The sequence below is a fragment of the Paenibacillus sp. FSL M7-0896 genome (genome assembly GCF_037975415.1).
In the GTDB taxonomy this organism is placed as follows: domain Bacteria; phylum Bacillota; class Bacilli; order Paenibacillales; family Paenibacillaceae; genus Paenibacillus_AQ; species Paenibacillus_AQ silagei.
In genome coordinates this window covers 18,916-45,311 of record NZ_CP150250.1, presented here as the reverse complement: position 1 = coordinate 45,311, position 26,396 = coordinate 18,916, and the positions used below count along the sequence as shown (strand labels likewise).

Genomic DNA, 26,396 nt, shown 5'->3' with positions numbered 1-26,396 from the left:
TCCTCACAGCTCCTTTATGAATTTGTTGATAACTTCCTGCGTGATCTGCCATTCCTCGCATTTGGCCCGGTAGTAGGCAAGACCCTGCGGAGTGATGCGGTAGTAGGTGCGTCTTTTGCCAAACGTCTCATCCAGGTAAAAGGAATCAATATAACCGTTCTTCTCCAGCCGGGTGAATGCCGAATAGAGAGTGGTTTCCTTCATAATGTATTTCTCTTCCGATAGCTTCCGTATGTTCTTGGAAATCTCATAGCCGTAAGACTCCCCGTCCAGAAGCATGTAGAGGATCATCGTGTCGTTGTATCCCCTAATCACATCACTGCTGATCAATTGCCTGCCTCCTATACTTCATCTGTCGTAGTAATTAAATTCAGTGTAGCACAATTACTACGACAGATGAAGTAGTGTTTATGATGAATGGAGAATTATTTTTAAAAGCGGGTTTATGGGCGTTATCCGTGCATCGAGCTGTTAGCAAGAACAGCAGGATTGACAGACAAATGTTTCTTTTATATGATTCATTTATCGCTCGATAAATAAAAGAATGGAACTGATTACAATGGCAGCAAAGGAAGATAAAAAGCAAAAAATTATGGAAAGTGCCTTGACCTTATTTGCAGAATATGACTACTACAGGACAACCACTGCTATGGTAGCTAAAGCTGCGGGAGTTACGCAGCCCTACATCTTTCATTTTTTTGACAATAAAGAAGACTTATATATAGCTGTGCTAAAACGTGCCTACGATCGGATTTATAACACTTTTATGGAAGTCGAGGCACCTGCTGATCAGCTGGTTGGCGCGATGGGCGCCAGTTTTTTCAACTTAATGGAGACACACCATTCCGAAGTACTGATGGTCATGCAGGCTTACACCATATCGGAAGCGGGGATCAAACAACATTCTGCTAAGCTCTATACGACTATTTTTGACGAAGTGACTGCCAAATTTCAGAAAGCCGGGGTACCTGATGCGGAAGGAAATGCAATCCGTTTTATGAGCATAGGGCTGCTAGTCACGTTATCCGAGGTGCTTGATCTATCAGAAATAAAACAATCCATACTGATGACTAAAGAATGAAGGATGAAGTAAATGCAAGCAGCAAACGGATAAATTCGTATCTGTTACTGCTTGCAATTATTTTGGATAATTATTTATTAATCGATAAATAAATAAAGGAGTGAGCTAATCTTGCATACTATGTTCAACGAGTTGATGACATCTGCCGTATCTATTTATAGGCGTGAAAAAGGACTCGTTATGCTTGGAGGGCTCGGGTTTGTTATTGCGGGATGTGCTGCTGTCTTTATGTTCTTTCAAGGAGCAGTTGTTCTACCGGAAGGTAATATAGAAAATGTATTCTCGTTTGCAGCAGCCTTAGGAATTTTTCTGTTATCCATTGCTGCGATCTTACCCTTTGCAGGCTTTACCACTCGCATGAGAAAAGTGATTCGCCGGCTTTTTATTGCTGCTGCTTCATACAGCTATGTAATTGAAACCCTGCAGAATTTCCGGGGCTTCAATCCCCGTTTCTCTAAAGCCGGCGGCCTAGTGGATACCCTTGGGGGAGCTTTATTTGGCGTCGTATCTCTTTCTTTTGTCATCGGGGGTATCCTGCTGGCTGTCCAATTTCTGAAAATGAAGGCTCCCTTATCTCGCCCTGTACTAATCAACGGTATCCGTTATGCCTTGCTGGCGGTATTTATAGCTAATCTGGCAGGACTGATCATGATGAGCTTACAAGGACGTTTTATCGGAGCTGGAGGCAATTATATTGTACTACATGGAATTGGCCTCCATTCGCTCCAAACCCTGCTGTTACCCGCCTGGCTGCTGGAACATTCGAGTCTAGGGTCCGGCAAACAGCGTCTGCTCCTGCATACAGGTTGTATAGCTTGGCTGATTGCCATTTTGGTAATAGCCGTTCAGACCAGTCTTGGCCGTTCTATGTTTGAGATTAGCTTGTTCCCGATACTTGCCCTCCTCTGTTTACTGGTTTGGCTGCTCACTGTCATTTCGGCTCTAATGTTTAACAAAAGGTGAGTGTTTGGGCTTAATACAGCCCCCGACCCCAGCACATTGTATTCGGTTTTTCGCCTACATTCGGCCCACTCACCCTCCCGCCAGCACATTGTATTCGGTTTTTAGCACACATTCAGCCCACTCACCCTCCCGCCAGCACATTGTATTCGGTTTTTCGCCTACACTAAGCATATTTCCGCCACAGCAAAAAGCAGACTGCCCCGGCAGCCTGCTTCTGTGCGATACCTATAATCCCGGTACCTATGATTTAGTTCACAGCAAGTACGATCATTCCTATTCCTGCAGTGGTTAAAGTACCGCTCTCCAGCCGTCCAATATGCGCTTCGCCGAATACAATGTCCCATTCGCCCAGTTCGGGCAGCATCAGGGTTGCACCTTCGGGGTTGGCATTGTACAGAACGTACAGATACTCCGCCGAATCTCCTCCGGCATGATCGCGGAGCGTGAAGGCCACCGCATGCGCCGGTGCATCCTCGAACACAAGATGGTCACGGATCTCCTCTGCGGTACGCAGACGGAAGGCGGGATGAGCGGCACGCAGTGCGATCAGCTGCTTCATGTATGCTACAGATCCGGCATGTTCCGCGCAGCGTTCCCAGTCCAGCCAGTTCACTTCCACTGGCGATTTATAGCTGTTCTCCACACCGTCCTTGGTCCGCAGGAACTCCTGACCGGCATGAATGAAAGGTATCCCCTGACTCGTCAGCACCATAGCCGAGGCCAGATGGTGCATAGCGCGGCGCTGCCCGTCTTCCACTCCTGCCGTAGACAAGACCAGCTTATCCCACAGTGTATGATTGTCGTGGCACTCCACGAAGTTCACACACTGCTGCGGCTCCTGGGCGTATTGCCCGAGGCCGGGCCCGTAGTAGATCGCTCCGGCAATGCCTGCCTTCACATTGCGTTCGAAGCCGATACCACCGTTGATGAAGCCCTTCTGGTCATGCAGGAATATATTACCCTTCACTGCATCGCGGAAGCCGTCATTGAAGTGGCCAATGCCCGGCATCTGATTGGCCTGGCACTGGTTGGCCCGAAGGTCCTCGGCCAGCTCCGTGTCCATCACCCAGCCTTCGCCTATCGTTATAATCGAAGGGTCCAGATCATCCAGACGACGGCGGATCTCGTTCATGGTCCCTGTATCATGCAGTCCCATCAGATCGAAGCGGAAGCCGTCGATATGGTATTCCCTGGCCCAGTACAGCACGGACTCAACGATGAAGCGGGACATCATCCTCCGCTCGGAAGCAGTATCATTCCCGCAGCCTGAGCCGTTCGACAACCGCCCGTCCTGCTTATACCGCAGATAATAGCCGGGAACCAACTTGGTGAAGTTCACCCGGAAGCCGTCATAGACATGGTTGTAGACCACATCCATAATGACACGCAGGCCGCGGTCATGCAGCGCCTGAATCATTGTCTTCAGCTCCCGGATGCGCAGGCCCGGAACATACGGATCTGATGCATAAGAGCCTTCAGGAGCATTGTAATTCTTGGGGTCATATCCCCAATTATAATGCGGCTCCGTAAGAAGGGTCTCATCTACGCTCTCTGTCGCATAATCATAGATAGGCAGCAGCTGCACATGGGTAACACCCAGACTGGCAATGTGATCAAGACCGGTGGCAATGCCCTCAGGACCCCGGGTTCCGGCTTCTGCAAGGCCGAGGTATTGCCCTGTATGCTTAATCCCGCTGGCAGGATTAACCGATAAGTCACGCAGATGAAGCTCATAGATCACCGCATCCACCGGGTCCTCCAGCGGCGGCTTATCCTGCGTCCAGCGCGCGGGATCGGTCTTGCGCAGATCCAGTATAGCCCCTCTGTCCCCGTTCACGCCGATCGCGCGGGCGTACGGGTCCACCGCTTCATTCCATAGCTCCCCGATACGCACCCTGTAGGTGTAGAACATCCCATCCAGATCGCCCGGAACGCTGAGTCTCCAGGTTCCCCGGACGTCTCGCACCATGGGTATCTGCCGCTGCGCAGGATCCTTCCAGGATGGATAGAGCACCAGCTCCGCTTCCTGGGCCGTCGGGGCCCACAGACAGAACGCGGAGCCGGACGCCGAATAGATTAGGCCAAGATCCTCTCCGTCATAGCTGAACAGCTCATCGAAATTCCGGTCGAAGACGGAGATTCCGCTGGTAGCCGCCGGGTCCCCGTAATCAATCGGTTCCTTCATTTCCTTCTGTACTGACAAGGCATACCGCCTCCTTTACCCTTAACTAAATATACGGCAGGGCTCCTGGGATTTATACAATTCCTATTTTCTCTATTTGAAATTTTATCCTAACCGCCAACTTTGTGCAAACGTTTGAATCACACTCTGCAAGTGGAAACGGCTTTTCCGTCCTTTTAAAGGACGGTAACGTTTCAGCGAGAAATAGAAGGTTAAGTTATCCTGTGCAACATATAAATTCTATATTTCAAAAAGGCCGGGACACAGGAAATATCCTGCCCCGGCCCGGCTACTATCTAGAAGCAGACTGGTTGTCCGCCCGTCTGTCACGGCACATCTAGCGATTCCGGCAGATTGAGCGACACCATCGTAAGTATTCTTTTATTCGCGGAATAGGAGATCTGCCGTTCTCTGCCCGGCGTATAACCGCCGCCAGGATGTTGCACCCCGTTGTCATGGACAATCAGCTTACAGGAGCCGTCCTCCTCAGCCTCATAACCGATTCCCAGCACCCAATGATAGTCATACGCATATCTTCCGCGCCAGCGGAAGCTGAACCACTTGTCGAATTTGAGCGCGACCGGACGCCCGGCATCAATCTCGGCCCGATAGCGACCGATATCATTGAACACGGATACCTTAATCAGGTCGGAGCGGTTACTTAAAGGCGGCAGGGCTGCGCCGATGTACGCCCGGAGGCCTCTGACAAAGCTGCGTGCACTCATGCCCCAGGGCGTCCCGCCATGATGGGTGTAGATGTAATTGATATGCGCGGCCATGGAATCAAAATGACGGATACCCGGAATAAACGTCCGGCCCATATGCGAATGCCAATATTCCAGGAGGGCCGCCATGGTCGCCGGCCCGCAGGCTGAGGAAGGCGAGGCTACGCCTGTCTCCCACTGTGTATACGCCTTCGCCTTCAATCGCTCACCAGAAGGCCTCCGGCTCATAGGGATACCCTATGGCTGCAACGCTCCAGCACCCGGTCAATATCGGCAGCCAGGAACGGCTTGCTGACAAAGTCATCCATGCCCGCCGCATAGCAGCGCTCCCGGTCCTCTTTTCTGGCATACGCTGTCACAGCTGCAATATACGGCTGATGCGGGGCAGGCGCCTGCTCGCGGATTCTGGCCGTTGCCGTAAGCCCGCTCATCCCCGGCATCTGTACATCCATGAATACCAGATCATACTGCTCACGGAGCACTGCCTGCACCGCCGCTTCGCCATGATCGACCAGATCGGCGGCATAGCCTCTTTTGTCCAGCATAGTCACCAGCAGCTTCTGATTCACCGGATGATCCTCCGCCACCAAGATACGTAGAGGCCCGAATTCAGCAGCGGATTCGCCTTCTTCCGGGATGCTACTATGTTCAGAGACCGGCGCCGGATCAGAGACAATCACCGTATCCTCCCAGCCGCCTTCCGGCTCCAGCTCCATATCTACAGGCAGGATGAAATAGAAATTCGATCCTTCCCCGACTACGCTATCCACAGTGATGGCACCGCCCATCAGCTCCACCAGCTTTTTGCAGATGGCCAGCCCCAGTCCGGTTCCCCCATACTTGCGGTTAATGGACGGGTGCAGCTGCGAGAAGGACTGGAACAACAACGGCTGCTTCTCAGAAGGGATTCCTATCCCTGTATCGGCCACGCTGAATTTGAGCGTCAGCTTCTTGCGCTCCCTGCTATATTCTCTGCTGAGCAGAATGGAGACCTGTCCCGTCTCGGTGAATTTCACGGCATTGCTGACGAGATTCACCAGCACCTGGCGCAGCCGGGCCGCATCTCCCATGATCAGCTCCGGCACATCCGCAGCCATGCGGCAGGACAGCTCAATATTCTTTTCACGGGCCTTCGGCATGAACAGCTCCGTGATATTGTCGAGTAATTCCACCAGACTTACCGGCTCGTGGGTAAGCGTCATTTTACCAGCTTCGATTTTGCTGAAATCCAGAATTTCATTAAGAATATATAGCAGGGATGCACTGCTCTCGCTGATAATCTGGGCATACCCCCGCTGTTCTTCCGTCAATTCCGTCTCACTTAGCAGATCGGTCATGCCCATAATTCCGTTCATCGGTGTACGCAGCTCATGGCTCATGATGGCGAGAAATTCCGATTTGGCCTGGTCCGCCTTCTCCGCCAGCTCCTTGGCTCTGATAATCTCCTTCTCCCCGGTAATGTCACGGAAGACTACAACCGCTCCCTTCCGCTCACCCTTGTCGAACAGTGGGGTTACCTGGTACTCGGCCAGGAAGCTGGAGCCGTCCTTGCGCCACAGCACCGCATCCAGGCTCTGATGGGCTTCTCCTGCCCGGACTGCCCGCATCAGCGGAGACTCCTCCGGCCGGTAATGGTTGCCGTCAAGCGCGGTCTGCTGGATGGGGTCCAGGTAAGGATGCCCGGTAATCTCATCACATTCGAAGCCCAGCATATGCGCCCCCGCAGGATTAATAAAGGTGACCCGTCCCTCGTTGTCCAGACCAAATATTCCTTCGGACACGGCATTGAGAATCAGGGTATAATCATTGCTCAGCTTCTCAATCTGCTCCGTGTACCTGATATGATCCGTAATGTCGCGGGAGATCCCATATACCCCAACCACCTGATGATCCACAACTATTGGAATATTAATCGTATTGATCTCCACCGGATGCCCGTCTTTATGAATCAGCGTCAGATCATAGCTCTGCGGCTCCCCTTGGCTGGCCAGGGTGAAATGATGCAGCGTCTTCTGGATATCCTTCTCAGCCACCAGCGGTCCAAAATAATTGCCCAGCAGCTCCTCCAGCGAGTAGCCGCTCAGCTTCTCCAGATTGGCATTCGCCGTCAGATAATCGCCCTGCAGATTCATGGAATATACCGCCGCAGGATTATACTCGAACAGGGACTTGTAGCGTTGCTCACTCTCCTGCAGCTTCGATTCGAATTGCTTGCGTTCAGTAATGTCACGGCCTACGGCAATAATCTCTGTCTTCCGGCCCTGCGCGTCAAAAATATACCGGCTGTTCGTTTCAAACCAGACATAGGTACCGTTCTTGTGGCGGTAGCGGTAGGAGGCCGGCGGAATCAATCCCGAATCCACGCTCTCCGCCATCTGATTCAGAATCATCTCCAGATCATCAGGATGGAGGTAATCGTAGGCACTGGTGCCGATCATCTCCTCAGGCTCATAACCGAGCAGCGAACGGCTGGCCGGTGAGCAATACAGGAAGATACTGTCCTTAATCGCATGGCGCGAGATCAGGTCGAGGGAGTTCTCCGACATCAGCCGGAAATTCCGTTCACTCTCCCGCAGCTGCTCCTCCATATGCATACGCTCCGTAATATCCTGCATCATGCCGAACAGCTGGGCTGGCTGGCCCTCCGGTCCCAGGATGACATCCCACTGGACATGCACCATCAGGACCTCCCCATCCGGCAAAATCATCCGGTAAGCCGTATTCCCCGGCTCCCCTAGTCCCATAGCCCGTTCTACGGCCTCCTGCAGAATCCGGACATCTTCCGGATGGACCAGTGCCAGGAAGGCCTCCTGATTCACTTGGCCTGTCTCCACACTATATTGCAGAATACGCCGCAGTTCGTCGGAGAACGTGATTCTGCCCTTCACCAGATCCCAACCCCATGAGCCTATTCGCGCCACCCGCTGCGCGGACGCAAGGGCCTCCTCGCTGTGCTTGCGCCGGGTGACGTTACGGCCAATCCCCATAATCCGTGTGATTTCACCCTTATCGCCGCGGACCACATGGAAGGATGTCTCGAACCATAGATAATGGCCCTCCTTATGGCGCAGGCGGCGACTGGAGATATTGTTCTTCAGCAGGCTGCCGGAGCTGTTGATTGCTTCAACATCCTCCAGGTGATAGAATTCGGCGCGGTTCCTGCCGACAATCTCCTCCGGATGGTATCCGATCTGGGAATAGGAGGACGGCGATATGAAGGTTATCGTCCCGTCGGGCAGGGAGAAGGAGATCATGCTCTGATCGTCTTTTATGAATAAATTGTACAGATCGCGGCTGTCTACGGTCAGCTGGTCAGCAATTTTGCGGTCTGTTACATCCTGTGCATATACAATAACGGTCCGGCCGGAAGGCTCCTCTTGGGCCGGAATGAAGGTCAGGGCGAGCCAGAACGGCTGCCCGTCAATGCCGGAGAACCGCTGCTCCACCTGTAGAGGCTGTCCCTGCCGCTGTGCAAGCTCTGTCCCGATTCGCTGAATAGAGAATTCTTCCTGCAGGTCCCGGCCGGCCCCCGATAGAGTCCCTGAGAGAAATTCAGGCTCAGTGCAGCCCAGCATATTGCAAAAAGCAGGATTAATCTTCATCCATCTGCCTCCTTCCGGAGACAATACAGCCATCCCCACCGGAGATAACTGGAAGGCTTGATCGAGAATGCTGTTATTCCTAGCCAGGTTATCCATCACCTAAGGCCTCCTTCATCTTGGGGCTGGCGCTTCTGCTGACCCTCTGTTGTGCTTCACTTGACGTTCTTCCTTCACAGTATACGATAAGACCGTCACGGAATGAAATGAAGGTCCTCCCCTTGGTTCGCATAAGTTAAAATTGATAATATTGACAAAATTAAGATAATATCTCTATAATAAAAAGCAAAACTATCTTCGTGACTCATTACGCCGGAAGCACCCGTAATAGAGGCCTGTTGGCCTTTACTGCGGGTGCTTTCTTTGTGTTCCGGGACATGAAGACAAGCGGAGGAATGTTAATGAACAATCTGTATAAGCCAAGTTGTCTGCTGCTGTCCCTCTTGATTGCCCTTGCCCTAAGCTTCCCGGCCGGTCCGGCTTCGGCAGCGGCGACGGTGATTACCTCATCGGTTCAGGCTTCCTTTGACCTGACTGCTGCTAAGGCGGACAGCACTGCCCGCGCCCGGATGAAGAGCCAGTTCACAGAGCTGACCACCCTGTCTGCCGGGTATGACAGCCGGGAGGTGCAGATCAGGACGCTCCATGATCAGAATACAGAGGCGTTGAATGCAGTCCGGGAGTCCATCAAGAATATGGACCAGGCCTCCATCACCAAGCTGAGCGCTGCCGTCAGCAGTGCCAAGCAGCGTTATCAGCCGCTGTTCGATCAATACAGCGCGCTGAACAAGCGGATCTCCCTGCTCAAGGGACTGAAGGACAAGACGCTGAACTCCGTCCTGAAGGCCCAGTCGGAAGCCATGAAGCTGCTGGTCCAGATTGCCCGCCAGGAGATCCGCGACAAGGAAGCGCTGCTCAAGGCCGCCAAGGATACCCGTACCCGCCGGATGGCCGCTGCCCGTAAGACCCTGGCGGGCATTGACAGACCGCAAAGCTTAATCAAATCACAGAAAAGCGCAGTCTCTGCCCTAAACAAGCGGCTAACGGCAGATTGGAGTGACTTCAAAGCGGCTATCCGCAAGCAGAATCCGGCTCTGGCCGGACAATCCTTATCTTCTATGGTCGCCGGGTACAAGCAGATCGCGGCGGGGAAGCTGAAGATCCTGGAGTATGAGCAGACGATTGCCGGAGTCATTGCAGCTACTCTTAGACAGACAGGCAGCTAGACCTTAGACGGCCGCTCCCTGCTTGCTCCTGTGTCTTCTGCACGCCTGAACGCATATGTTAGGTTAAGAACCATAACTACTATGCAGCGGGAGGAGCAGCCACAATGCATATCTGCATGATTGCACCGGAGCAGTTCACGGTTCCCGGGGACGGCTCTGTGGAGATTTGCATCTGGAATATCGCGCGGAGGCTGACCAAGAGACACAAGGTAACCATTGTGAGCCGCAGAGCCGCCGGGCTTCCTGACACGGATGAGCTCGAGCAGGTCCAGTTCATCCGGCTGCCCTCAGGCACCCCTTCCCGGTACCGCAGCTCCGTTCTTACATTCCTGGAAGCCTCAGAGCCGTTCGATCTTATTCAGATCGACAACCGGCCGCGGCTGGCGGCGGCTGTGAAGCGGCAGTACCCCGGCACTCCGGTGATTATATTTCTTCACTCTCTCACATTCGTGCCGCAGGAGCCCGGCATCGCCCGTTGCCTGGCCCTGGCCGATGCCGTCACGGCCAACAGCAGCTCCCTGGAGCAGCGGCTTATCCGGAGGTTCCCCGGCATCCGCAGCAAGCTTCGCGTGGTTCCTCTGGGAGCAGACCTGTCGCGCTTCACTCCTGCATCTGCGCAGGAGAAGGCGCGCCTGCGCACGCTGCATGGTCTTGGCCCGGGCTTCACGGTCCTGTTCGTAGGCCGGGTCATTCCGCGCAAGGGAGTGCCTGTGCTGCTCCGGGCCATGCACCGCCTGAACCGGCATATGCCCGCACGGCTGCTGATCGCGGGCAAGGGGAAGCCGCCGTATCTCCGGCAGCTGAGAGCTCTTGCCCGGCGGCTGAGCGTACAGGTGTCATTTCTCGGCAATATTCCCCATGAGGATATCCACAGTATGTATCAGGCTGCCGACTGCTTTATCTGCCCCTCCCAGCAGCATGAAGCCTTCGGGCTGGTGAATGTGGAGGCGATGGCCTCGGGGCTGCCGGTAATTGCCTCCAGCAACGGCGGAATCCGGGAGATTATTGATTCGGGCCGTAACGGCTATCTGGTGAAGCAGTACAGGAACCCCGCTGCTTTTGCCAGCCGTATGCTGCAGATCGGCCGCAATCCGGACCTTGCCGCAAGGATCGGACTGCAGGGAAGAAGTGATGCGCTGCAGATGTATGAGTGGCAGCATACCGCAGAGCTGCTGGAGAATATTTATCTGAAGCTGGTTCCTTCACGTTAACCAGAGGAAGCATCCTTCTAGAAGGCTCCTCCGGTTAACGAGGGGCACAACACTTTACCTTGAAATACTTTCCTGGCGGGCGGACAGCGCCGAACTGTAAGTCCAGTCAGGATACGACAATGTGTAATACGGATTTTGTGATCCTTCTCGCAGGATGCAGCCGGAGTTAATAATATACTACACATGTAAGCGTTGCCATTAAACAAATGCACTATACAGTAAGCCACCGAGATATTGGCAACCCCCTACAACCTATTATTCGCTGTAGAAAGGGTGCATCGTTATGTTAATGATCAAAGCTATCGTAAGACCTGAGAAAGCGGATGAAGTAATGGCCGAATTGCTGCTGGCCGGCTTCCCCTCCATCAGCAAGATGGATCTGCTCGGGCGCGGCAAGCAAAAGGGCATTCAGGTCGGAACCAACCATTACAACCAAATCTCCAAGAAGCTGCTGATGATCGTCATTCAGGATGAAGACAAGGATGACGTCATCAGCATTATTATGCGTACGGCCAGATCCGGTGAGCATGGCTCCTTCGGCGACGGCAAAATCTTTGTCCTGCCTGTACAGGAGGTCTTCACCATCAGTAACGGCAAGAACCAGCTATAGAGAAAGAAAACCTTCGCCCTGCTATATTCGCGCCAAGTGGAAACGGCTTTGCCGTCCTTTTAAAGGACGGTACCGTTTCGGCGAGAAATAGAAGGATAATGTATAGCGTGAAACATATACATTCTTATATTTCCATGAAAGAGGCAGCAAAGCATCCCCCCCGCTCTCCGTCTTCACGGAAGACCGGGGACTGCCTTGCTGCCTTTATGAATTCCTGAGTTCCTGATACATCAACCTCAGATCAGCTGGATCACGGTAAGCACCAGCCCGACCACAAATCCGCAGACGGCCCCGTTGACACGAATCCACTGCAGATCCTTGCCGACCTTCTCCTCCAGCATATTCACCAGAGCGGCATCGTCCATCTGATCGAGGTTCTCCTTGACCAGTTGCCCGATCCGGTAATGATTAGCTTCCACGAAGGAGATCAGTGTACCGCGAATCCGGTCCTCTGATGTCTGAATCCATTCCTTCTCCTGGCTAACCCGCCGGACCAGCGCGGCATACAGCGAGAACAGCCTGCGCCCGCCCCGGCCCCGGTCCTCTTCCAGCAGTGTAACCGCCTTGCCCCGCAGCCCTTGCAGCTGCTGTAGTACAAATGCGGCAGCGGCTTCCCCTTGAAGCTCATTCAGCGCCCAATTCTTCAGTGAGGCAATCCGTTCTTCATCGCTCAGCAGCTGGAACAGAGCCACCCGGATCTCCCGGATGACCTCCTCCCGGTAAGGGCTGTCCTCTTCCTTAAAGTCACGGATCGTAGACTGTACCATACCCTGGAGCATTTCCCCTAGCATATCAGCATCCACGAACCCCACGAAGGCCTGGAAGGCCATTCCCTTCAGTCCGCCAAGCTTAACCTCGGCCAGCTTCTCACTGGCGATCTTGCCCAGCATGGCCCGCGTCTCCGGGCGTCCGCTCCAGGCGGAGATCCCCTCCAGCGCAAAATCAAGGGCTGCAATATCCTTGCCCTCATTCATCAGGCTGGTTGCTATGGTATCTGCTGCGACTCCGAGCTTAGCTTCACGCAGATAGCTTGCTGCTGCCGATTGAATATACGGAACAGCCTGCTCTACCGGAAGCCGCAGCACGAAGCCCTTCAGCTGCTCCAGCACTTCCTGCCGCGCTTTCTTTCTGGAGAAGAACCGGGTCAGTACGCCAGCTCCAAGCGAGACTATATTGAAGGTGCGCAGCTTGTTCTCAATGCTCTCCTTGTTCAGCAGTTCATTCTCCATTGCAGAGATCAGGGACTGGATCAGCTTATCCCGGTTCTTCAGCAGCAGCGAGGTATGCGGAATTCTAAGGCCCAGCGGGTGACGAAACAGCGCCGTCACAGCAAACCAGTCGGCTATTCCTCCGACCAGACCTGCCTCGAAGCCGCCTCTCAGCAGAATAACTGCCAGATTCTCCGGCAGAAACAAGGTGAACAGAAAGCCGCAGGCCATAATAGCCAGAGAGATCGTAGCTAAATTTCTGGATTTCATCAGTATCTTTTCCCCCTTACATAGCGACCCCATGCCGCTTGCATCCCGGTCATCGTCCCTTGCACATGCAGAAGACGAACCAGGCTGTCAGGTTACAGGTCTGCCTTACATTGTACCACGGGAGCACTCTTTTCTGAAAATCCGTCACGCTGCATGCAGCAGCGAAGCTGTTCTGTAATACTATAGATGAACACTTTAATTTTAAATTTCCGAGTAAATAATGATAAAATACAGGCAAAGCATACGCACCCTTGCATGGGAACCTACAATAAACAGATAGAACAGGAGAACAATCACATGCTTATTGCACTGGATATGGACGGAACACTGCTCAATGCGGAGGGTGAAATCAGCAACGAGAATAAAGAGGCTATTCTTCAAGCACAGCGCCTGGGGCATATCGTGATTATCGCTACAGGCCGGTCCTACATGGATGCTGAACGGCAGCTGCGGCTGGCTGATCTGGAGTGCCCTGTGGTGAGTCTTAACGGTGCTGTGATCACGCTGGCTGACCGGACGGTGGCGGCAAGCACTCCGCTGAATAAAGAGGATATTATCCCCGCACTGCGCTGGATGAATGAAATCCCTGAATTGTATTACGAGGTATACACTAAGGATAATGTATATGTAGAGCTCGACAAGCGGGTACAACTGGAGAAGCTGGCTACTCATAAAGATACTGAGGTTCCCGAGGAATTAGCTTGGCTGCTTCAGGCGATGGTAGACCAGCAGTTCCAGCAGGCAGCGGTAACCTACGTGGAGAAGATGGAGGACGTCTGGAGCAAGGAAGAGAATCTGATCTATAAGACCCTGGTCTTCTCGCTGAACCGTGAGCTGCTGAAGGAAGCCTCTGTGCGGTTCGCTGCCATTCCCGGGCTGATTATTACCGCATCGCATGTCAACAATATCGAGATCAACCATAAGGAAGCGAATAAGGGCACCGGTGTAAGCATGCTCGCAGCCCATTACGGGATTCCTGCGGAGCAAGTGGCGGTGATGGGCGACAGCTACAATGATCTGCCTATGTTCGAGATGGCGGGGTACAAGATTGCCATGGAGAATGCCGCCCCTGTGCTGAAGCAGACCGCCGACTTCATTACGTTGAGCCATACGGAGAATGGTGTAGCGGCGGGACTGCGGCATCTTCTGAACAGCAAAACAGCCTTCAAATGAAGGCTGTTTCCGCTAACGGCGGTCGGTCCCCGAGCGCCGAAAGCATAATAATGAGATGGCGCCCAGGTTGACTGCCAAATATAGAATGAGCGTCAACCGTTCGGCATTGGTTAATTCCATAAGCACCGGAATAAACATGATATCCCTCCATACCTCACTTCTATTTGTCTATCTGTTATAATCAGCTAGTCCTTTGTCCAATATATTAGTATTATCTGTCAAAAAGTGGACTTTATGATAAATGGCGTTATTTTCTGCTGGGAGGAATTACTCTATGAACCACCTATACCCCGGGATTGCCCGGTTATATGAGAACCGGCTGCTGCGCACCGAGCTGGAATGCGAGCAGTTCGATCAGGCACTGGAGGGTCTGGCCGGTGATACAGAGGATGCCGTCATTCACCAGATCTTCAAAGTATTCGACGATGATACGGAGCAGGAAGAGGTGATGTTCAGCCTTGTTCATTTTGTGGAGAGTGTCCAGATGGAGATGTATCTGACCCAGCTGCTGGAGTCGCTGCCGGAGATGCTGGAGCACGCCCGCAACTGGGCGATTGTGCTGAATCAAAGAATTCTCCAGGACGACACTTACCGCAGGGATTACGCCGAGATCGCCGTCCGTATGCCGCCAAGAATCCGGCAGTGCCTGGCCTTCCTGCTGGAGGAGATCAAGGAGGACCAGCCCCGGCTGTACGAGCGCAAGGTGAATTCTTTTCTGGCCAAGCTGAATGCATCCGGGAGATAGCCTCGTGCAGAATAGAGTGCGGAATGGTATAGTGTATACTGGCCAAAACCGCATGACTGATTACGCATTCAGAAACAAACGAAGGTGAACATAATGAACAAGCTCTTATTTCATAATATCCCGCTGGGAGCCAGCGGTGAGAATATCCCCCAGGCGAAGGTAGCCTCAGCCCGGACAAGCCGGGAGACGGTACAGCCGGGGGACAGCGATGCCGCTTATTTCAGGCGGCTGGAGGCAGGCGGCATTCTGCTCAATCCGCCGCAGATCTCGGCGGTACGCCATCATCTCGGGCCGCTGCTGACACTGGCTGGAGCCGGCTCCGGCAAAACCTCGGTGCTGATCTGCAGAGCCGGGTATTTGCTGTCTGTGCGCGGCATCGCCCCCGGACGCCTGCTGCTGCTGACCTTCTCCAGCAAGGCAGCTGCAGAGATGCGCGAGCGGATCGCCCTGCTGCCCGGGGTGAACGAGGGGGATGCTGCGCGCCTGCAGGCGCGTACGTTCCACTCGTTCTTTCTTTATTTCCTGCGGCGGCAGGGACTGCGGCAGGATATTTTCAGCGAGACCCGCCGCCAGCATATTCTGCTGAAGCAGATTATGCGCGAGCTGGGACTGCCGAAGGATGCCTATCCGCCGGAGAATCTGCTCAGCCTGCTCTCCGCCTGCAAGATGAATATGGGCTTGCCCGGGCAGCTGCCGGAGACTACCGAGGCAGAGAAGGAGATGAAGGCCATCCTGGCTCTATACGAGCAGTGGAAGACCGATCATTTCAAAATCGATTTCGACGATGTCCTGCTGCTCGCCTACCAGATGCTCCGGGAACAGCCGGCGCTGCTGCGGGAGCTGCAGCAGCAGTATCAATATGTGATGGTTGATGAGTTCCAGGATACGAATGCGCTGCAATATGAGCTGGTGAAGATGGTTGCTGCTCCGCAGGATAATCTGATGGTGGTCGGCGACGATGACCAGACGATCTACTCCTTCAACGGTGCCCGCAGCGAGTTCATCCTGGAGTTCGAGAAGCTGTATCCGCAGGCCAAGGTGATCACACTGGATATCAACTACCGGTCCGGTCCGGCGATCATCGGGCTGGGCAACGGCATTATCCGCCATAATTCGCGGCGCCGCGCCAAGACGCTTCAGGCCGCCCGCAGCAGCGGCCTGCCGCCCCGTTATCTGCGTCCGCAGACGGCAGATGACGAGGCTGTGCAGATTGTGGAGCATATTGAGCGTGAGACTCAGAGCGGGACCCGGGAATTCCGTGATTTTGCCCTGTTATACCGCGCGACAAGCAGCAACCGGGCGGTCCTGGAGCTGCTGCTGCTGCACGATATTCCTTATATAGATTATGGGGAAGGCCAGCTGCTCTATGAGCATTGGCTGATCTCTCCGGTGCTGGATCACCTGCGCCTGTCGGTGAACCGCCGTAACTTCGCCGCCATGGAGAACATTCTGCCGACACTCTACATGAACCGGGACAAGGGAATGGAGCACATCCGGCGCATGGAGGCGGTACAGGCGAAGCAGGGCCCGTTGATTCATCTGCTCTCCATGCCGGGCATGGAGGATTTCAAGGGCGTCAAGCTGCGCGAACGGCTGGACCTGATCCGCGGCCTGCGCGAGCTGACGCCCGTGCAGGCGATCCGCCAGATCCGCACTGTATTCTATGATTATTTCATCGAAGGCAGCGAGCGCCATCAGGCTACGCTGCACCGGGAGACGCTGAAGGAAATGCTGGATGAGCTGGAGTCCTCGGCGGAGCGCTTCGCTACAATTCCGCTGTTCCTCGAATTCATCGACAACGTAACGGAGCGTAACGAGCAGAACCGGCAGCCGGGGCTGAAGGAGCAAGGCAACCGGGTGGCGCTGATGACCATCCACAAATCCAAGGGACTGGAGTTCCCCGTAGTCTTCCTGATCGGAGCCTCAGAGGGAATTCTGCCACATAGCTCCGCTCTGGAGGAGGACCGTGCGAAGGACCGCAAGCCAGCGAAGGCCTCGGTCAAGGTGATCAGCGCGGCTGCTGCAAAAGCCGCAGCCGAAGCGGGCATTGCCGCATTGGAGGAAGAGCGCCGGCTCGCCTACGTGGCCGTTACCCGGGCCAGGGAAGAGCTGTTCATCAGCTCGCCTGCAAGGCATCGGGGCAAGAAGGCGGAGGTCTCGCGCTTCATGCTCGCGGCCTTCCGCTCGGCGGCCCGCCCACAGGCACCGGCTCCAGCCGCCGGAGCCAGCAGCCCGGGCAGAACGCATGTAACCCGCAGCGGCACACACGGTTCAGCCGCAGTGAGAACACATACTGTTCCGGTCTGGCAGTGCACCGGCAAGTCCTGTCCGGGCTGGACCCGGATGAAGGCGGGCGGCGGCGAGGATCATCTTCCCTCGAAGCCCTGTCCGCTCTGCAAATCCCCAATGGTAAAAGGCACCCGTGACGTCCCGGTATAAAAGGACGCACGGCTGCCATGCATAACATCAGCCCCTTTCAGCAGCTAATCGGCGCTGCAGAACGGGGCTGTTGCTGTTATTCCCGGGTTTATCTTGCCCGCACCTGGAATTGGGGCAGGTACTCGGCATTCTGCTCCAGAATGTCGGCCAGTACTTCCTTGGCGATCTGCTCGTCACCCACCAGCGGATGGATCGTCAGGGCCTGCAGTGCAGAAGCATAATCTCCTCTTACTGCAGCATCTATGGTCAACTCCTCGTAAGCCTTCACTACCTGCAGCAGACCTCGGATCTGCGGGGGAAGTGGCTTGCTTGGTGCAAGCGCATGCGGCCCATCGGATTTGATGACACAGTTGATCTCAATGGAGACATCACCCGGAAGATCCGGAATAATCCCCTGATTACGCACATTGACGGTCTGAATATCGCCGGTATCATTATAGATGGACTTCATCAATTGAACCGCCGCTTCCGAATAGTAGGCACCGCCTCGTTTCTCCAATTGAGCCGGCTTACTGTTCACTTCAGGCTGCTTATAGATCTCGAACAGCTCGGCTTCCACTTCCTTCACATCATCGGCACGTGTCTTGCCGCTCTCCTGGTAATGCTCAGAGATCTCCCGGTACATCTCTTCCTTCATATAGTAGTAACGGTGATACGGGCAGGGAAGTGCACCCACGGACTGAATGAACTCCGAATCCCACTCCAGATCGGGGATGTTGGCCATCGAAGGCCCCTTGGCTCCCGACAGCTTATTGAGAAAGTCCTCCGTCACGTCCTCCCCTTCAATCAGTACCCGGGTCGTCCAGTTGAGGTGATTGATCCCGACAATCTCAATGAACATTTCCGATTGCGGAACCCCGTACAGCTCAGCGATCTGCATCTTCGTGCTTATCGGAAGATTGCATAGTCCCACAGACTTGACCTGGGAATGCTTCGAGACGGCTTCCGTAATGATACCGGCCGGGTTGGTGAAGTTAATCATGAACGCACCCGGAGCCAGCTCCTCGATATCCCGGCAAATGTCCAGAATGACCGGAATGGTGCGAAGCGCCTTGGCGAACCCGCCCGCGCCCGTCGTCTCCTGGCCGATTAAATGGTGGGCCAGCGGGATCTTCTCATCTCTGGAGCGTGCATCCAGCATACCGACACGGATCTGCGTAGCGACAAAATCCGCACCGCGAATCGCTTCGCGCCGGTCCAGTGTCGTATGCAGCCTGATAGGCTTGCCGCTTGCATCAATCATACGCTGCGCCAGCTCCCCTATGATTCTCAGCTTGTCCGCCCCTGCCTCGATATCTGCCAGATACAGCTCAGCAACCGGAAATTCATCATGATACCGGATCAGCCCTTCAACAAGCTCCGGCGTATAGGAGGAACCTCCTCCGATGACTGCGATTTTCAAGTGTTTCTTCTTCATTTGTGATTTCCTCCGTCTCTCTTGAAATGCTCTATTATTGCCCCGGTTAGATGTTTATAATAACAATTCTATTTATTGTTCCTACAAATACATGTCCTTTTTTAACCTTTTTTCTCCTCATTGGATTTTCTAATCGCTCAAATGATTTGTCAATCTCTATACCCGGCAAAGGGTGCACACATTATGGATTCAAAATCCCGTCATTTCCATATGGTTTCTCCTGCTCTTTTTCCGTGATATAATATAACAAATTGGCATCGGAGGAAACTTGTAATGACAAAGAGAACAAATAATACATTATATTTCAATATTAAAGAACAACTGCTCAAACAGATCCAATCCGGCTTCTATGCTGTCGGAGAGAAGCTTCCCACCGAAGCCGCGTTATGCGAGATGTTCTCCGCCAGCCGGACCACCATCCGCCTCGCGCTCAGCGAACTGGAGGTTCAGGATATTCTTGAGCGGCACCAGGGTAAGGGCACCTTTGTCAAACGTAAGGAGCTCCAGCTTAACCAGAAACGAAGCTTCACTGAAGATGTGCTGATGAGCGGCAAAGAGCCGACCAGTACAATTATTGAAGCCAAAGTGACACCTGCGGAAATCCCGCTCAATGAATTCCTCAATATTCCGTTGAAAGCACCGGTAAACCAGCTATTGCGGCTCCGCTATGCCGATAATGAACCACTCTTGTATGAGACTACTTATATTGCCTGGGATCTCGCCCCGGGGCTCATTAATGAATATAAGGATGGATCGCTCTTCTCCTTCCTTGAGTCAGAGTATAACCTGAAGGCCCACCGCTCTGTGGAGCAGCTCAAGCCTGTACTCGCGGACAAAACAGCCAGCAGGCTGCTTGGTGTCAAAGAAGGCTCCCCCTGCCTGCAAGTGAGAACTTTTACGTATTTGGCCGATGGTTCCCCTCTGGAATACAGCTTCGGCGTATTCCGGGGTGATTTCCCCAGCTATACTATCGAGAGACAGTTTGGATGAAGGAAGGCCGGGCGACCGTCAGCGCAGAGAGCATACGGAGCACCCCTGGATGGGGCGCTCCGGCTCCGTTACCTTCAGTTCAGTAAGCCCTGTTACTCCTTGATGATCTCAAAATAGCGCCCCAGCCAGTAGGGCAGTGTGAATACCGAACCAGACTCAATGCTGCCCGAACGGTAGTTATACCCCGGATTGGCCCCGGTAGTCTGGCTGTCATTTTCAAACGGATTCGAGTTATGCTTAATGATGCGCCGCTCATCCGGAGCCAGTGCGTAGTTCGTCTGTTTATAATCATCGCGGTCACCCGGTTCAATATACAGCACATCCTGACGGTCCCACTGTACCGGGAATTCAATCTGGAATTCAGGGAAACGGTACAGGAAGCGGACCGCCGACTGCAGATCGACATCGGTTTTGTCCGGATGCGCAAGCTGGTAGAGGAAGGTGTAGAACGGATTCTCCTCCCGCACCTCATTGGAGTACCATTGATCATAGGCTGCTACAATCTGCGCATGTCTGCCTGCATCCTGCTCAAGCGTAACAAGTATGAATACCGGGAACCAGCCCAGCTCTTCATCCGAGTAATTGATATATTGGGTCCAGTCATTATGAAGCGTCGCATTGGTGTTCGTGCCATCGCCTGCATTATCCATAGTTACCGGCTGGTTGTCGTTCTCGCTATATGCATTGGTAGCCTGACGCACCAGTCTGCGCTCAATATAGTCCTGTGCCATGGCCATATAGCCCTTACCGTTGATATACGGCTCTTCCTTGCTGTAGCTGCCTGCAAAAGCCTGCTCATATGCCAGCTCATACTTGGCCGAATCAGCCGGATAGCTCGCTGCGACAATATAGCTTGCTGATTTCAGCGCAGCCATGACTTGCAGTGCGTTGAGCGGGCCGTCTTCGTAACCGTAGGACAGCGCATCATCCCCTTTTTCGTCAACGCCGATCTTGGACTGCCACTGTACCTGCTGCTCCATAACGCCAAGGCTGTCGTTGAAGTATTTGGCGAACCATCTGGACCACTGTGTTGATTTGCCGGTGGCATCCTCAATATAATAATGGTCGTCCTTCAAAATCAGCTCTGTCATGCGGTGCGTGGTTTCTTCAATGAGAGATTTCAGCTCAAGAAGTTCAGGATCGGTGCTGTCACCGACCAGATATTTATAAGCCGTATAGAACATGGCATAATGGCCATCCACTTCATCTGCAGAAGTATCCGCCTTATACACAATCTGGTTCATGTCGATATGGCCGTCCACAATTGCGCTATCCGGGAACAAATCATTAAAGAATTCCGGAATCTGCTCATAGACGGGAGCTGTCAGCTGAAACAGCGGCTTATTATTGATGCCCGTTGTCTTATCTTCCTTCGCGTCATTGTTGTTAGTGGCGGCCGTAATGACAGGCAGCACCTGATATACTGCGCCGGTTACGGTAGTTCCAACCCGTGTCTTGATATCAATCCCCAGCTTCTGGCCTTCAGGACGCGTCAGGTTCAGCTCGTCAATGGCAGCTTGACTAAGCCCAAGCCCATTGTAATTGAGCACATCCGTACCTCCGCTCGGGAACAGCGTGGAGCCTTTTTTGTTCTCTGCGTCTTTGGTTACCCTCACCATGGAATAGCCGATAGGCTCCACCCCGTCGTTACGCTGCATGCTTGGAATGATTCCATTCGGGTTAGTCATGTCCGGCCCGACAAAGTTCTGGAACCAGAAGCCGTTCTGAGATTGGTAGCCGTACACTGAATTGCCCACTGTAGCCGCACTCGCTTCGCTGGTCAGCATATAGGAGCGTGCCGGAAATCCGTTTCCGCGTCCGGAGACATAATCGAGCAGCAGAACGGCCTTGGTCGCTCTAAGCGCCGCCGCTCTTGCATCAGCAATTTCTGCCTGCTCCCCGGAAGCCGGGCTGGCTCCGTACTGCTCCTGCAGTGCTTTATAGCGGAAAATCTCCCCCATTGCATACATCGCTGTCCATAGACCGTCATTGTCACTGGTGGTAGGTGTGGAGGTGAATACTCCGGTCTTAGAGTTGTAATTGACCGCATCCAGCGTGCTGTCCATCTCCGTAAACGTAAAGCCTGCGCCATGAACCATGCCGCGCCGGTCCAGAATCGACTTCACCAGATCCTCATAGATAAACGATTTGTCATGCAGCGTCTTCTCCGGCATCGCGATATGCGTGACACCGCTCGCTGTCCGGACCCAAATGCCGTTCTGCCCGTCACTGGCAAGTCCCGTCACATGATCGTCTCCGCCATACAGATACCTTGGTCCGGCCATATACTGAACGATATCCTTAGTGTCGCTTGCGCCGAAGTCAACCCGCTGCAGGCCGGTCTCCGTTCCAATCCAGTAGACCCCCCCGTCCAGAACTACACTGGTTACATCACCGGTTACCGAGAGCGGCAGGAATTTGAGCGCAGCAGTACCGGTGACCCATTCAAGGGTGCCCGGGATGGAGGCAGATCCGGCTTTGTAATAGGTCATTTCCTTGGTCTGCACAGCCTCCAGCTGAACAGGAGAGTAGCCCGCACCCGGCAGCTTCTCCGCAAGCACGGGCGCTGCCGGCAGTACGAACAGCGTTAAGGCAAGCAGTGCACCCGTGATCTTCACGCCATTTCTTTTCATCATGTACATGGTAAGCTCCCCTTTCCTTATTGGTAGATATGCGATACGCCGCTTTGTGTAATAACCAGTACACCCGTACTTTCATCCGGTAAAAGCAGAAGCACCTTGTCATCGTACAATTGCTTGCCTTGTGCGGAATAACTTATCATTTCATTCGTGACGAGATTGATTTTGGTGACTCCGCTGTCTGTTCCGATCCACAAATAAGTCCGGGTTTTGTCCAATACAGAGGTGTTAATCCCCCGCATCGAAGCGAATATGGAAGGTTTGATATTAAATTCATAATTTACAAAGGTTATTGCATTCACAAGGTTCGGCATGGTCACATCTTTGTTCGCTATCGAAGGCGTGTATGAAGGGTCCTGAAGGAAGGTCAAGTATTGCTTGGCTAATCCTTCTGCTCCTGTGGATCTGAAGGAGCTTAAGGCTTCGGCATAGGTATACAGCTCCGGAGCTTTGGGCTCAGGTGTTGGGGTTGGCGTCGGCGTTGGGGTAGGTTTCGTTGTTGGTGTTGGTGTTGGCGTTGGTGTTGGTTTCGTTGTTGGCGTTGGTGTTGGTGTCGGTTTTGTTGTTGGTGTCGGTGTCGGCGTTGGACTCCCTGTACCCGGGCTTGAGGTTGGAGCCGGAGTAGGAGTAGGGGCCTGGCTTCCCGTGCCGCCGCTTGAACCGGTTCCTCCCGAATGGCCGGCCGCTGAAGTGATCAGTTGACCTGAAGCATCAAAATCCTGTCCGCCTATGCTTACCTTCGCGGCATTCATCGTCAGCTTGTCCGGCTTGACAGAGAAAGACACGCCTTCTCCATTGACCACCGCTTCTGCGATTATTCCTTCACCGGTTATAGTTGCTGCGCTGTTCAAGGTCATTTTCTTGACAACCCCGCCTTTATTCAGCTTAATCGCTGAGCCGCCTGCTTTGGACGAGACGTTGAAGCTTCCAATCTGGCCGCCCTCCAGCGTGAAGCTTGCCGGTGCAGCTACATTCAATTCATTAACATCCCCTGATACAGAGACAGCATCGGAAGCCCGCGTAAGCAGGTTAACGGTACTTACCGTCTGATCCGATTCATTGACAATCCGGGCAGCAGAAGTTACATCAATCTTCCCGGCTATCGTCTTTCCCTTCAGCAGAACCCTTACCGGAGATGCGGGCTTGCTGATTACAATTCTGCCCACATGACTGTCCGTTAAGGTGATGCTGTTCATACCGCCGCCGTTTATGTAAACGGTGCCTCCAATCTTAGCATTGATGAAACTCAGATTACCTTCGCCAACGCCGGGAGTAATATATACATTCCCTGAGAAGTTCAGATCCGATAGCGTGCCTCCAGCTGTGTTAACAATCAGGTTGCTGCCGGAGGTTCCCGAATGATCTCCGCCGTCGGCAACCAAGAGGCCCATGGTGTTATTCATCATCTTCACGGCCTCGGCCCGTGTCAGTGCCTTCTTGGGCTGGAACGCGCCTTGCGGTGTGCCCGCCACATAACCAGCTTCCTTCATCGCATAGACCGCTTCCTTGGACCAGCCGGCAAGTTGAGCATCATCGGTAAACGGGACGAAGGAATTCCCGGAGGCTGCAACATTAAATACTCTGCTGAGAATCAGCGCCGCCTGCTCACGGGTCAGGACCTCCAGCGGATTGATCCTGCCTTCGCCGTTACCAATAAGAGCACCGGCAGCAACCGCTTTACTGATGTCAGAGGCGTACCATGCCGTCTTAGGGACGTCGGTAAAGCTCTGGCCGCTCTCCTCACTGAAATTAAATATCCGGTTAATCAGGGCGACGAATTCTGTTTTTCTGATTCCTTCATTCGGCAGAACGAGACCTTCCTGATTGCCTTTGAGCAGCCCCATCTCTTTCCACGAGGCTATTTCCTCTGCGGCCCATGCAGGAATCTTCTCCGCTACTTCTGCAGATGCTGCGGGCATGCCCGTAAACGCCACGGATGACACTACGGCGAATACTCCAAGCGTCTGCTTCCATTTGAACTTCATATGCACTCCTCCTCAAGGTTTTGTTAAGCGGTACTTCAGCTGATAACTTCGTACACAACTGCTTCGGAAGCATGTACTGCATAATCTCCAGGGGTGACATCCTTTTCAGGTTATCTTTTCAAATTGGCAGGTTTTTTCATGTCACCTCCATGTCATATTATCAATGTTATTGTAGTAACATTTACCCACATTCTATTTTTAATCATAACAAATTGTCAATACATTTATTAATTAGAGAGATATTCTTCCTCCCTTTTCCACAAACTCCCATAACAACGTAAATTTCCATGTAAAATCAATGTTGTTTGCGCTTACAATAATCCATTGGTCAAAAATACTTACTGCTTACTTTCTGGATAAAATGATTTTTATATGTCTTTTTGCATGAAAAAACAATTGACAGGCTTCTTGCTATCATGAATAATGAAAGCAATATTGTTACTACAAATATTCGTTGCTCAACCAATCACACACAAAAATCAGAAACACCTCACTCATCTGAGTCATATAACATTACATTTAGGAGTGTGAACGCGTAGGGGAGAGTAGGGACTAAGGATAAAGAGCGTAGTCGCGTCAACTTATTTGCCAATACCAATCAAAGGAGCGATTAACGAATGAACAAACGGATGATTGCACTGATCTCAACGATGCTGGTTACCGCCTTAACGGGCTGCTCTTCTGCAGCTTCTAATAACAGCCCGGCCAATAACGGAGGCTCCGGTGCCAAACCGGAAATACTCCGTATTGCTATGGGTTCGCCCGGCGAAGGATTAATCAAGGTCTGGGAAACGATCGGCAAGGAGTTTGAAGCGCAGCATCAGGGGATTAAGGTGGAATTCAGCTATCAGGACGATGACACCTATCAGACGATCGGATTGCCAAATCTGCTAAGCGGCAAGAACGCTCCTGACCTGTACTTTGAATGGGCGGGGCAGCGCCTGCAGACAAGAGTAACGGACGGTTATGCAGCGGATATTACAGAGCAGCTCCAAAGCTCAGGACTGAAGGATATGTTCGCGGAGGGTACCTTCAATGGTATGGTTAACGACGGCAAGACGTATATGATTCCAACTGCGGGCGATGTGACGAACGTAATCTTTTACAATAAAGCGGTATTCAATGATCTGGGTCTTCAGCCGCCGGCCACCTGGGAGGAATTCCTTAAGATATGCGAGACTATCAAGCAAGCAGGCATCACCCCGCTCGTGATCGGCAACTCCGATCTGTGGACGGCAGGCAACTGGGTCGCCCATATCATTTCCCGGGTTGTGGGCGAGGACGCCTACAGTGAGGCTATGCAGCTGAAGCAGCCGTTCAATTCGCCTGATTTTGTCAAAGCCTACGGTTACGTGCAGGAGCTCTGGGATAAAGGCTATATTAACGAGAATGTAACTGCCGCAAGCGACAGCGAGGCGGACATGCTGTTCCTGAACGGCAGCGGTGCCATGCACCCGATCGGCAGCTGGCTCGCTCCGACCGCAGTCGAAGAGACGCCGGAACTTGAGCTTGGCTACTTCAATACTCCGGCCATACCGGACGGCAAGGGCAATCAGGAAAGTGTAATCGGCGTGTTGAACGGAATGGTGGTCAATAAAAACTCCAAGCTGATCGACGAGGCCATTGAATTCATGAAGCTCTACAGCTCCCCCGAATCCTCCAAGAAGCTGTCCGATGCCGGAGCTGTTCCGATTACCAAAGATGGGATCGACAAGGAGACCATGCTTCCGCTCTCGCTGGAATTGAACGATCTGATGGAAAATGCTCCAGCGCTTGTGTCGCCGCCCGATACCGGCTATTCCATCGAAGTTGCCAACGCGCTCAATATGGCCACCTCTGAAGTTATCGGCGGCGCTAAATCACCTGAAGAGGCTCTGGCTGAGCTGGAGACAACTATCGCCCCTCTAAAGTAACGATGAGTACGTCCATAAGG

The 26,396-nt window shown here is 53.2% G+C and carries 18 protein-coding genes; 10 read left to right on the top strand and 8 right to left on the bottom strand.

Features of this window, described 5'->3' with window-relative positions; translation table 11 throughout:
* Nucleotides 1–3: 3 nt before the first annotated feature.
* On the bottom strand, nt 4–330 hold the full coding sequence (locus MKY12_RS00195) for a PadR family transcriptional regulator (protein ID WP_036723569.1): 327 nt from the start codon (nt 328–330) through the stop codon (nt 4–6).
* 229 nt (nt 331–559) lie between these two features.
* On the opposite strand from MKY12_RS00195, the gene MKY12_RS00190 reads away from it, so the two are divergent.
* Nucleotides 560–1,081 (top strand): TetR/AcrR family transcriptional regulator, encoded by a 522-nt coding sequence (locus MKY12_RS00190; protein WP_339312426.1) that lies wholly within the window; start codon nt 560–562, stop codon nt 1,079–1,081.
* Between the two features lie 120 nt (nt 1,082–1,201).
* Nucleotides 1,202–2,044: a hypothetical protein gene (locus MKY12_RS00185; protein WP_339315028.1), complete on the top strand. Its 843-nt coding sequence runs from the start codon at nt 1,202–1,204 to the stop codon at nt 2,042–2,044.
* A 247-nt stretch (nt 2,045–2,291) separates the two neighbouring features.
* Here MKY12_RS00185 and pulA read toward each other — a convergent pair whose 3' ends face one another.
* The 3 genes from pulA to MKY12_RS00170 form a co-directional block, all read right to left on the bottom strand.
* On the bottom strand, nt 2,292–4,247 hold the full coding sequence (gene pulA / locus MKY12_RS00180) for a type I pullulanase (RefSeq protein ID WP_339312424.1): 1,956 nt from the start codon (nt 4,245–4,247) through the stop codon (nt 2,292–2,294).
* Nucleotides 4,248–4,552: 305 nt separating this feature from the next.
* Nucleotides 4,553–5,152: a C39 family peptidase gene (locus MKY12_RS00175; RefSeq protein ID WP_339312423.1), complete on the bottom strand. Its 600-nt coding sequence runs from the start codon at nt 5,150–5,152 to the stop codon at nt 4,553–4,555.
* Nucleotides 5,153–5,175: 23 nt separating this feature from the next.
* Nucleotides 5,176–8,649 carry a PAS domain S-box protein gene (locus MKY12_RS00170; RefSeq protein WP_339312422.1) on the bottom strand — a complete coding sequence of 1,158 codons (3,474 nt, stop codon included), beginning with the start codon at nt 8,647–8,649 and terminating at the stop codon, nt 5,176–5,178.
* Between the two features lie 302 nt (nt 8,650–8,951).
* Here MKY12_RS00170 and MKY12_RS00165 point away from each other — a divergent pair, with 302 nt between their 5' ends.
* The 3 genes from MKY12_RS00165 (at nt 8,952) to MKY12_RS00155 (ending at nt 11,597) form a co-directional block, all read left to right on the top strand.
* Nucleotides 8,952–9,776 (top strand): hypothetical protein, encoded by an 825-nt coding sequence (locus tag MKY12_RS00165; RefSeq protein ID WP_339312420.1) that lies wholly within the window; start codon nt 8,952–8,954, stop codon nt 9,774–9,776.
* A 104-nt stretch (nt 9,777–9,880) separates the two neighbouring features.
* Complete coding sequence (locus MKY12_RS00160; protein ID WP_339312418.1) at nt 9,881–10,987, top strand: glycosyltransferase family 4 protein; 1,107 nt, start codon at nt 9,881–9,883, stop codon at nt 10,985–10,987.
* Between the two features lie 283 nt (nt 10,988–11,270).
* The gene (locus MKY12_RS00155; protein ID WP_036723574.1) at nt 11,271–11,597 is read left to right on the top strand and encodes a P-II family nitrogen regulator; all 327 of its coding nucleotides are present in this window, start codon (nt 11,271–11,273) and stop codon (nt 11,595–11,597) included.
* Nucleotides 11,598–11,833: 236 nt separating this feature from the next.
* Here the strand turns inward: MKY12_RS00155 and MKY12_RS00150 are convergent, their stop codons facing one another.
* On the bottom strand, nt 11,834–13,075 hold the full coding sequence (locus tag MKY12_RS00150) for a DUF445 domain-containing protein (RefSeq protein ID WP_339312416.1): 1,242 nt from the start codon (nt 13,073–13,075) through the stop codon (nt 11,834–11,836).
* A gap of 297 nt (nt 13,076–13,372) precedes the next feature.
* On the opposite strand from MKY12_RS00150, the gene MKY12_RS00145 reads away from it, so the two are divergent.
* From MKY12_RS00145 to MKY12_RS00135, 3 genes are all read left to right on the top strand, one after another.
* Nucleotides 13,373–14,248, top strand: a complete 876-nt coding sequence (locus tag MKY12_RS00145) for a Cof-type HAD-IIB family hydrolase (protein ID WP_339312414.1) — start codon at nt 13,373–13,375, stop codon at nt 14,246–14,248.
* Between the two features lie 274 nt (nt 14,249–14,522).
* Complete coding sequence (locus MKY12_RS00140) at nt 14,523–14,993, top strand: Imm30 family immunity protein (RefSeq protein ID WP_339312412.1); 471 nt, start codon at nt 14,523–14,525, stop codon at nt 14,991–14,993.
* Nucleotides 14,994–15,086: 93 nt separating this feature from the next.
* Nucleotides 15,087–17,432, top strand: coding sequence for a UvrD-helicase domain-containing protein (locus MKY12_RS00135; protein ID WP_339312411.1), 2,346 nt, complete (start codon nt 15,087–15,089; stop codon nt 17,430–17,432).
* A gap of 88 nt (nt 17,433–17,520) precedes the next feature.
* Here MKY12_RS00135 and MKY12_RS00130 read toward each other — a convergent pair whose 3' ends face one another.
* Nucleotides 17,521–18,849: a 6-phospho-beta-glucosidase gene (locus tag MKY12_RS00130; RefSeq protein ID WP_339312409.1), complete on the bottom strand. Its 1,329-nt coding sequence runs from the start codon at nt 18,847–18,849 to the stop codon at nt 17,521–17,523.
* 273 nt (nt 18,850–19,122) lie between these two features.
* Here MKY12_RS00130 and MKY12_RS00125 point away from each other — a divergent pair, with 273 nt between their 5' ends.
* Nucleotides 19,123–19,839, top strand: a complete 717-nt coding sequence (locus tag MKY12_RS00125) for a GntR family transcriptional regulator (RefSeq protein WP_036723582.1) — start codon at nt 19,123–19,125, stop codon at nt 19,837–19,839.
* Between the two features lie 92 nt (nt 19,840–19,931).
* On the opposite strand, the gene MKY12_RS00120 is transcribed toward MKY12_RS00125, so the two are convergent.
* Complete coding sequence (locus MKY12_RS00120) at nt 19,932–22,475, bottom strand: hypothetical protein (protein ID WP_339312407.1); 2,544 nt, start codon at nt 22,473–22,475, stop codon at nt 19,932–19,934.
* A 23-nt stretch (nt 22,476–22,498) separates the two neighbouring features.
* Nucleotides 22,499–24,463, bottom strand: coding sequence for an S-layer homology domain-containing protein (locus MKY12_RS00115; protein ID WP_339312406.1), 1,965 nt, complete (start codon nt 24,461–24,463; stop codon nt 22,499–22,501).
* A gap of 617 nt (nt 24,464–25,080) precedes the next feature.
* On the opposite strand from MKY12_RS00115, the gene MKY12_RS00110 reads away from it, so the two are divergent.
* A complete protein-coding gene (locus MKY12_RS00110; protein WP_339312404.1) occupies nt 25,081–26,376 on the top strand; it encodes an extracellular solute-binding protein in 1,296 nt (431 codons plus the stop codon).
* The last annotated feature ends 20 nt before the right edge of the window (nt 26,377–26,396 follow it).

Excerpts from the sequence above, each read along its gene's own strand:
- MKY12_RS00190 (WP_339312426.1), top strand. The coding sequence starts at position 560 with ATGGCAGCAAAGGAAGATAAAAAGCAAAAAATTATGGAAAGTGCCTTG.
- MKY12_RS00185 (WP_339315028.1), top strand. The coding sequence starts at position 1,202 with ATGTTCAACGAGTTGATGACATCTGCCGTATCTATTTATAGGCGTGAA.
- MKY12_RS00170 (WP_339312422.1), bottom strand. The coding sequence starts at position 8,649 with ATGGATAACCTGGCTAGGAATAACAGCATTCTCGATCAAGCCTTCCAG.
- MKY12_RS00165 (WP_339312420.1), top strand. The coding sequence starts at position 8,952 with ATGAACAATCTGTATAAGCCAAGTTGTCTGCTGCTGTCCCTCTTGATT.
- MKY12_RS00160 (WP_339312418.1), top strand. The coding sequence starts at position 9,881 with ATGCATATCTGCATGATTGCACCGGAGCAGTTCACGGTTCCCGGGGAC.
- MKY12_RS00155 (WP_036723574.1), top strand. The coding sequence starts at position 11,271 with ATGTTAATGATCAAAGCTATCGTAAGACCTGAGAAAGCGGATGAAGTA.
- MKY12_RS00150 (WP_339312416.1), bottom strand. The coding sequence starts at position 13,075 with ATGAAATCCAGAAATTTAGCTACGATCTCTCTGGCTATTATGGCCTGC.
- MKY12_RS00145 (WP_339312414.1), top strand. The coding sequence starts at position 13,373 with ATGCTTATTGCACTGGATATGGACGGAACACTGCTCAATGCGGAGGGT.
- MKY12_RS00140 (WP_339312412.1), top strand. The coding sequence starts at position 14,523 with ATGAACCACCTATACCCCGGGATTGCCCGGTTATATGAGAACCGGCTG.
- MKY12_RS00135 (WP_339312411.1), top strand. The coding sequence starts at position 15,087 with ATGAACAAGCTCTTATTTCATAATATCCCGCTGGGAGCCAGCGGTGAG.
- MKY12_RS00130 (WP_339312409.1), bottom strand. The coding sequence starts at position 18,849 with ATGAAGAAGAAACACTTGAAAATCGCAGTCATCGGAGGAGGTTCCTCC.
- MKY12_RS00125 (WP_036723582.1), top strand. The coding sequence starts at position 19,123 with ATGACAAAGAGAACAAATAATACATTATATTTCAATATTAAAGAACAA.
- MKY12_RS00120 (WP_339312407.1), bottom strand. The coding sequence starts at position 22,475 with ATGATGAAAAGAAATGGCGTGAAGATCACGGGTGCACTGCTTGCCTTA.
- MKY12_RS00115 (WP_339312406.1), bottom strand. The coding sequence starts at position 24,463 with ATGAAGTTCAAATGGAAGCAGACGCTTGGAGTATTCGCCGTAGTGTCA.
- MKY12_RS00110 (WP_339312404.1), top strand. The coding sequence starts at position 25,081 with ATGAACAAACGGATGATTGCACTGATCTCAACGATGCTGGTTACCGCC.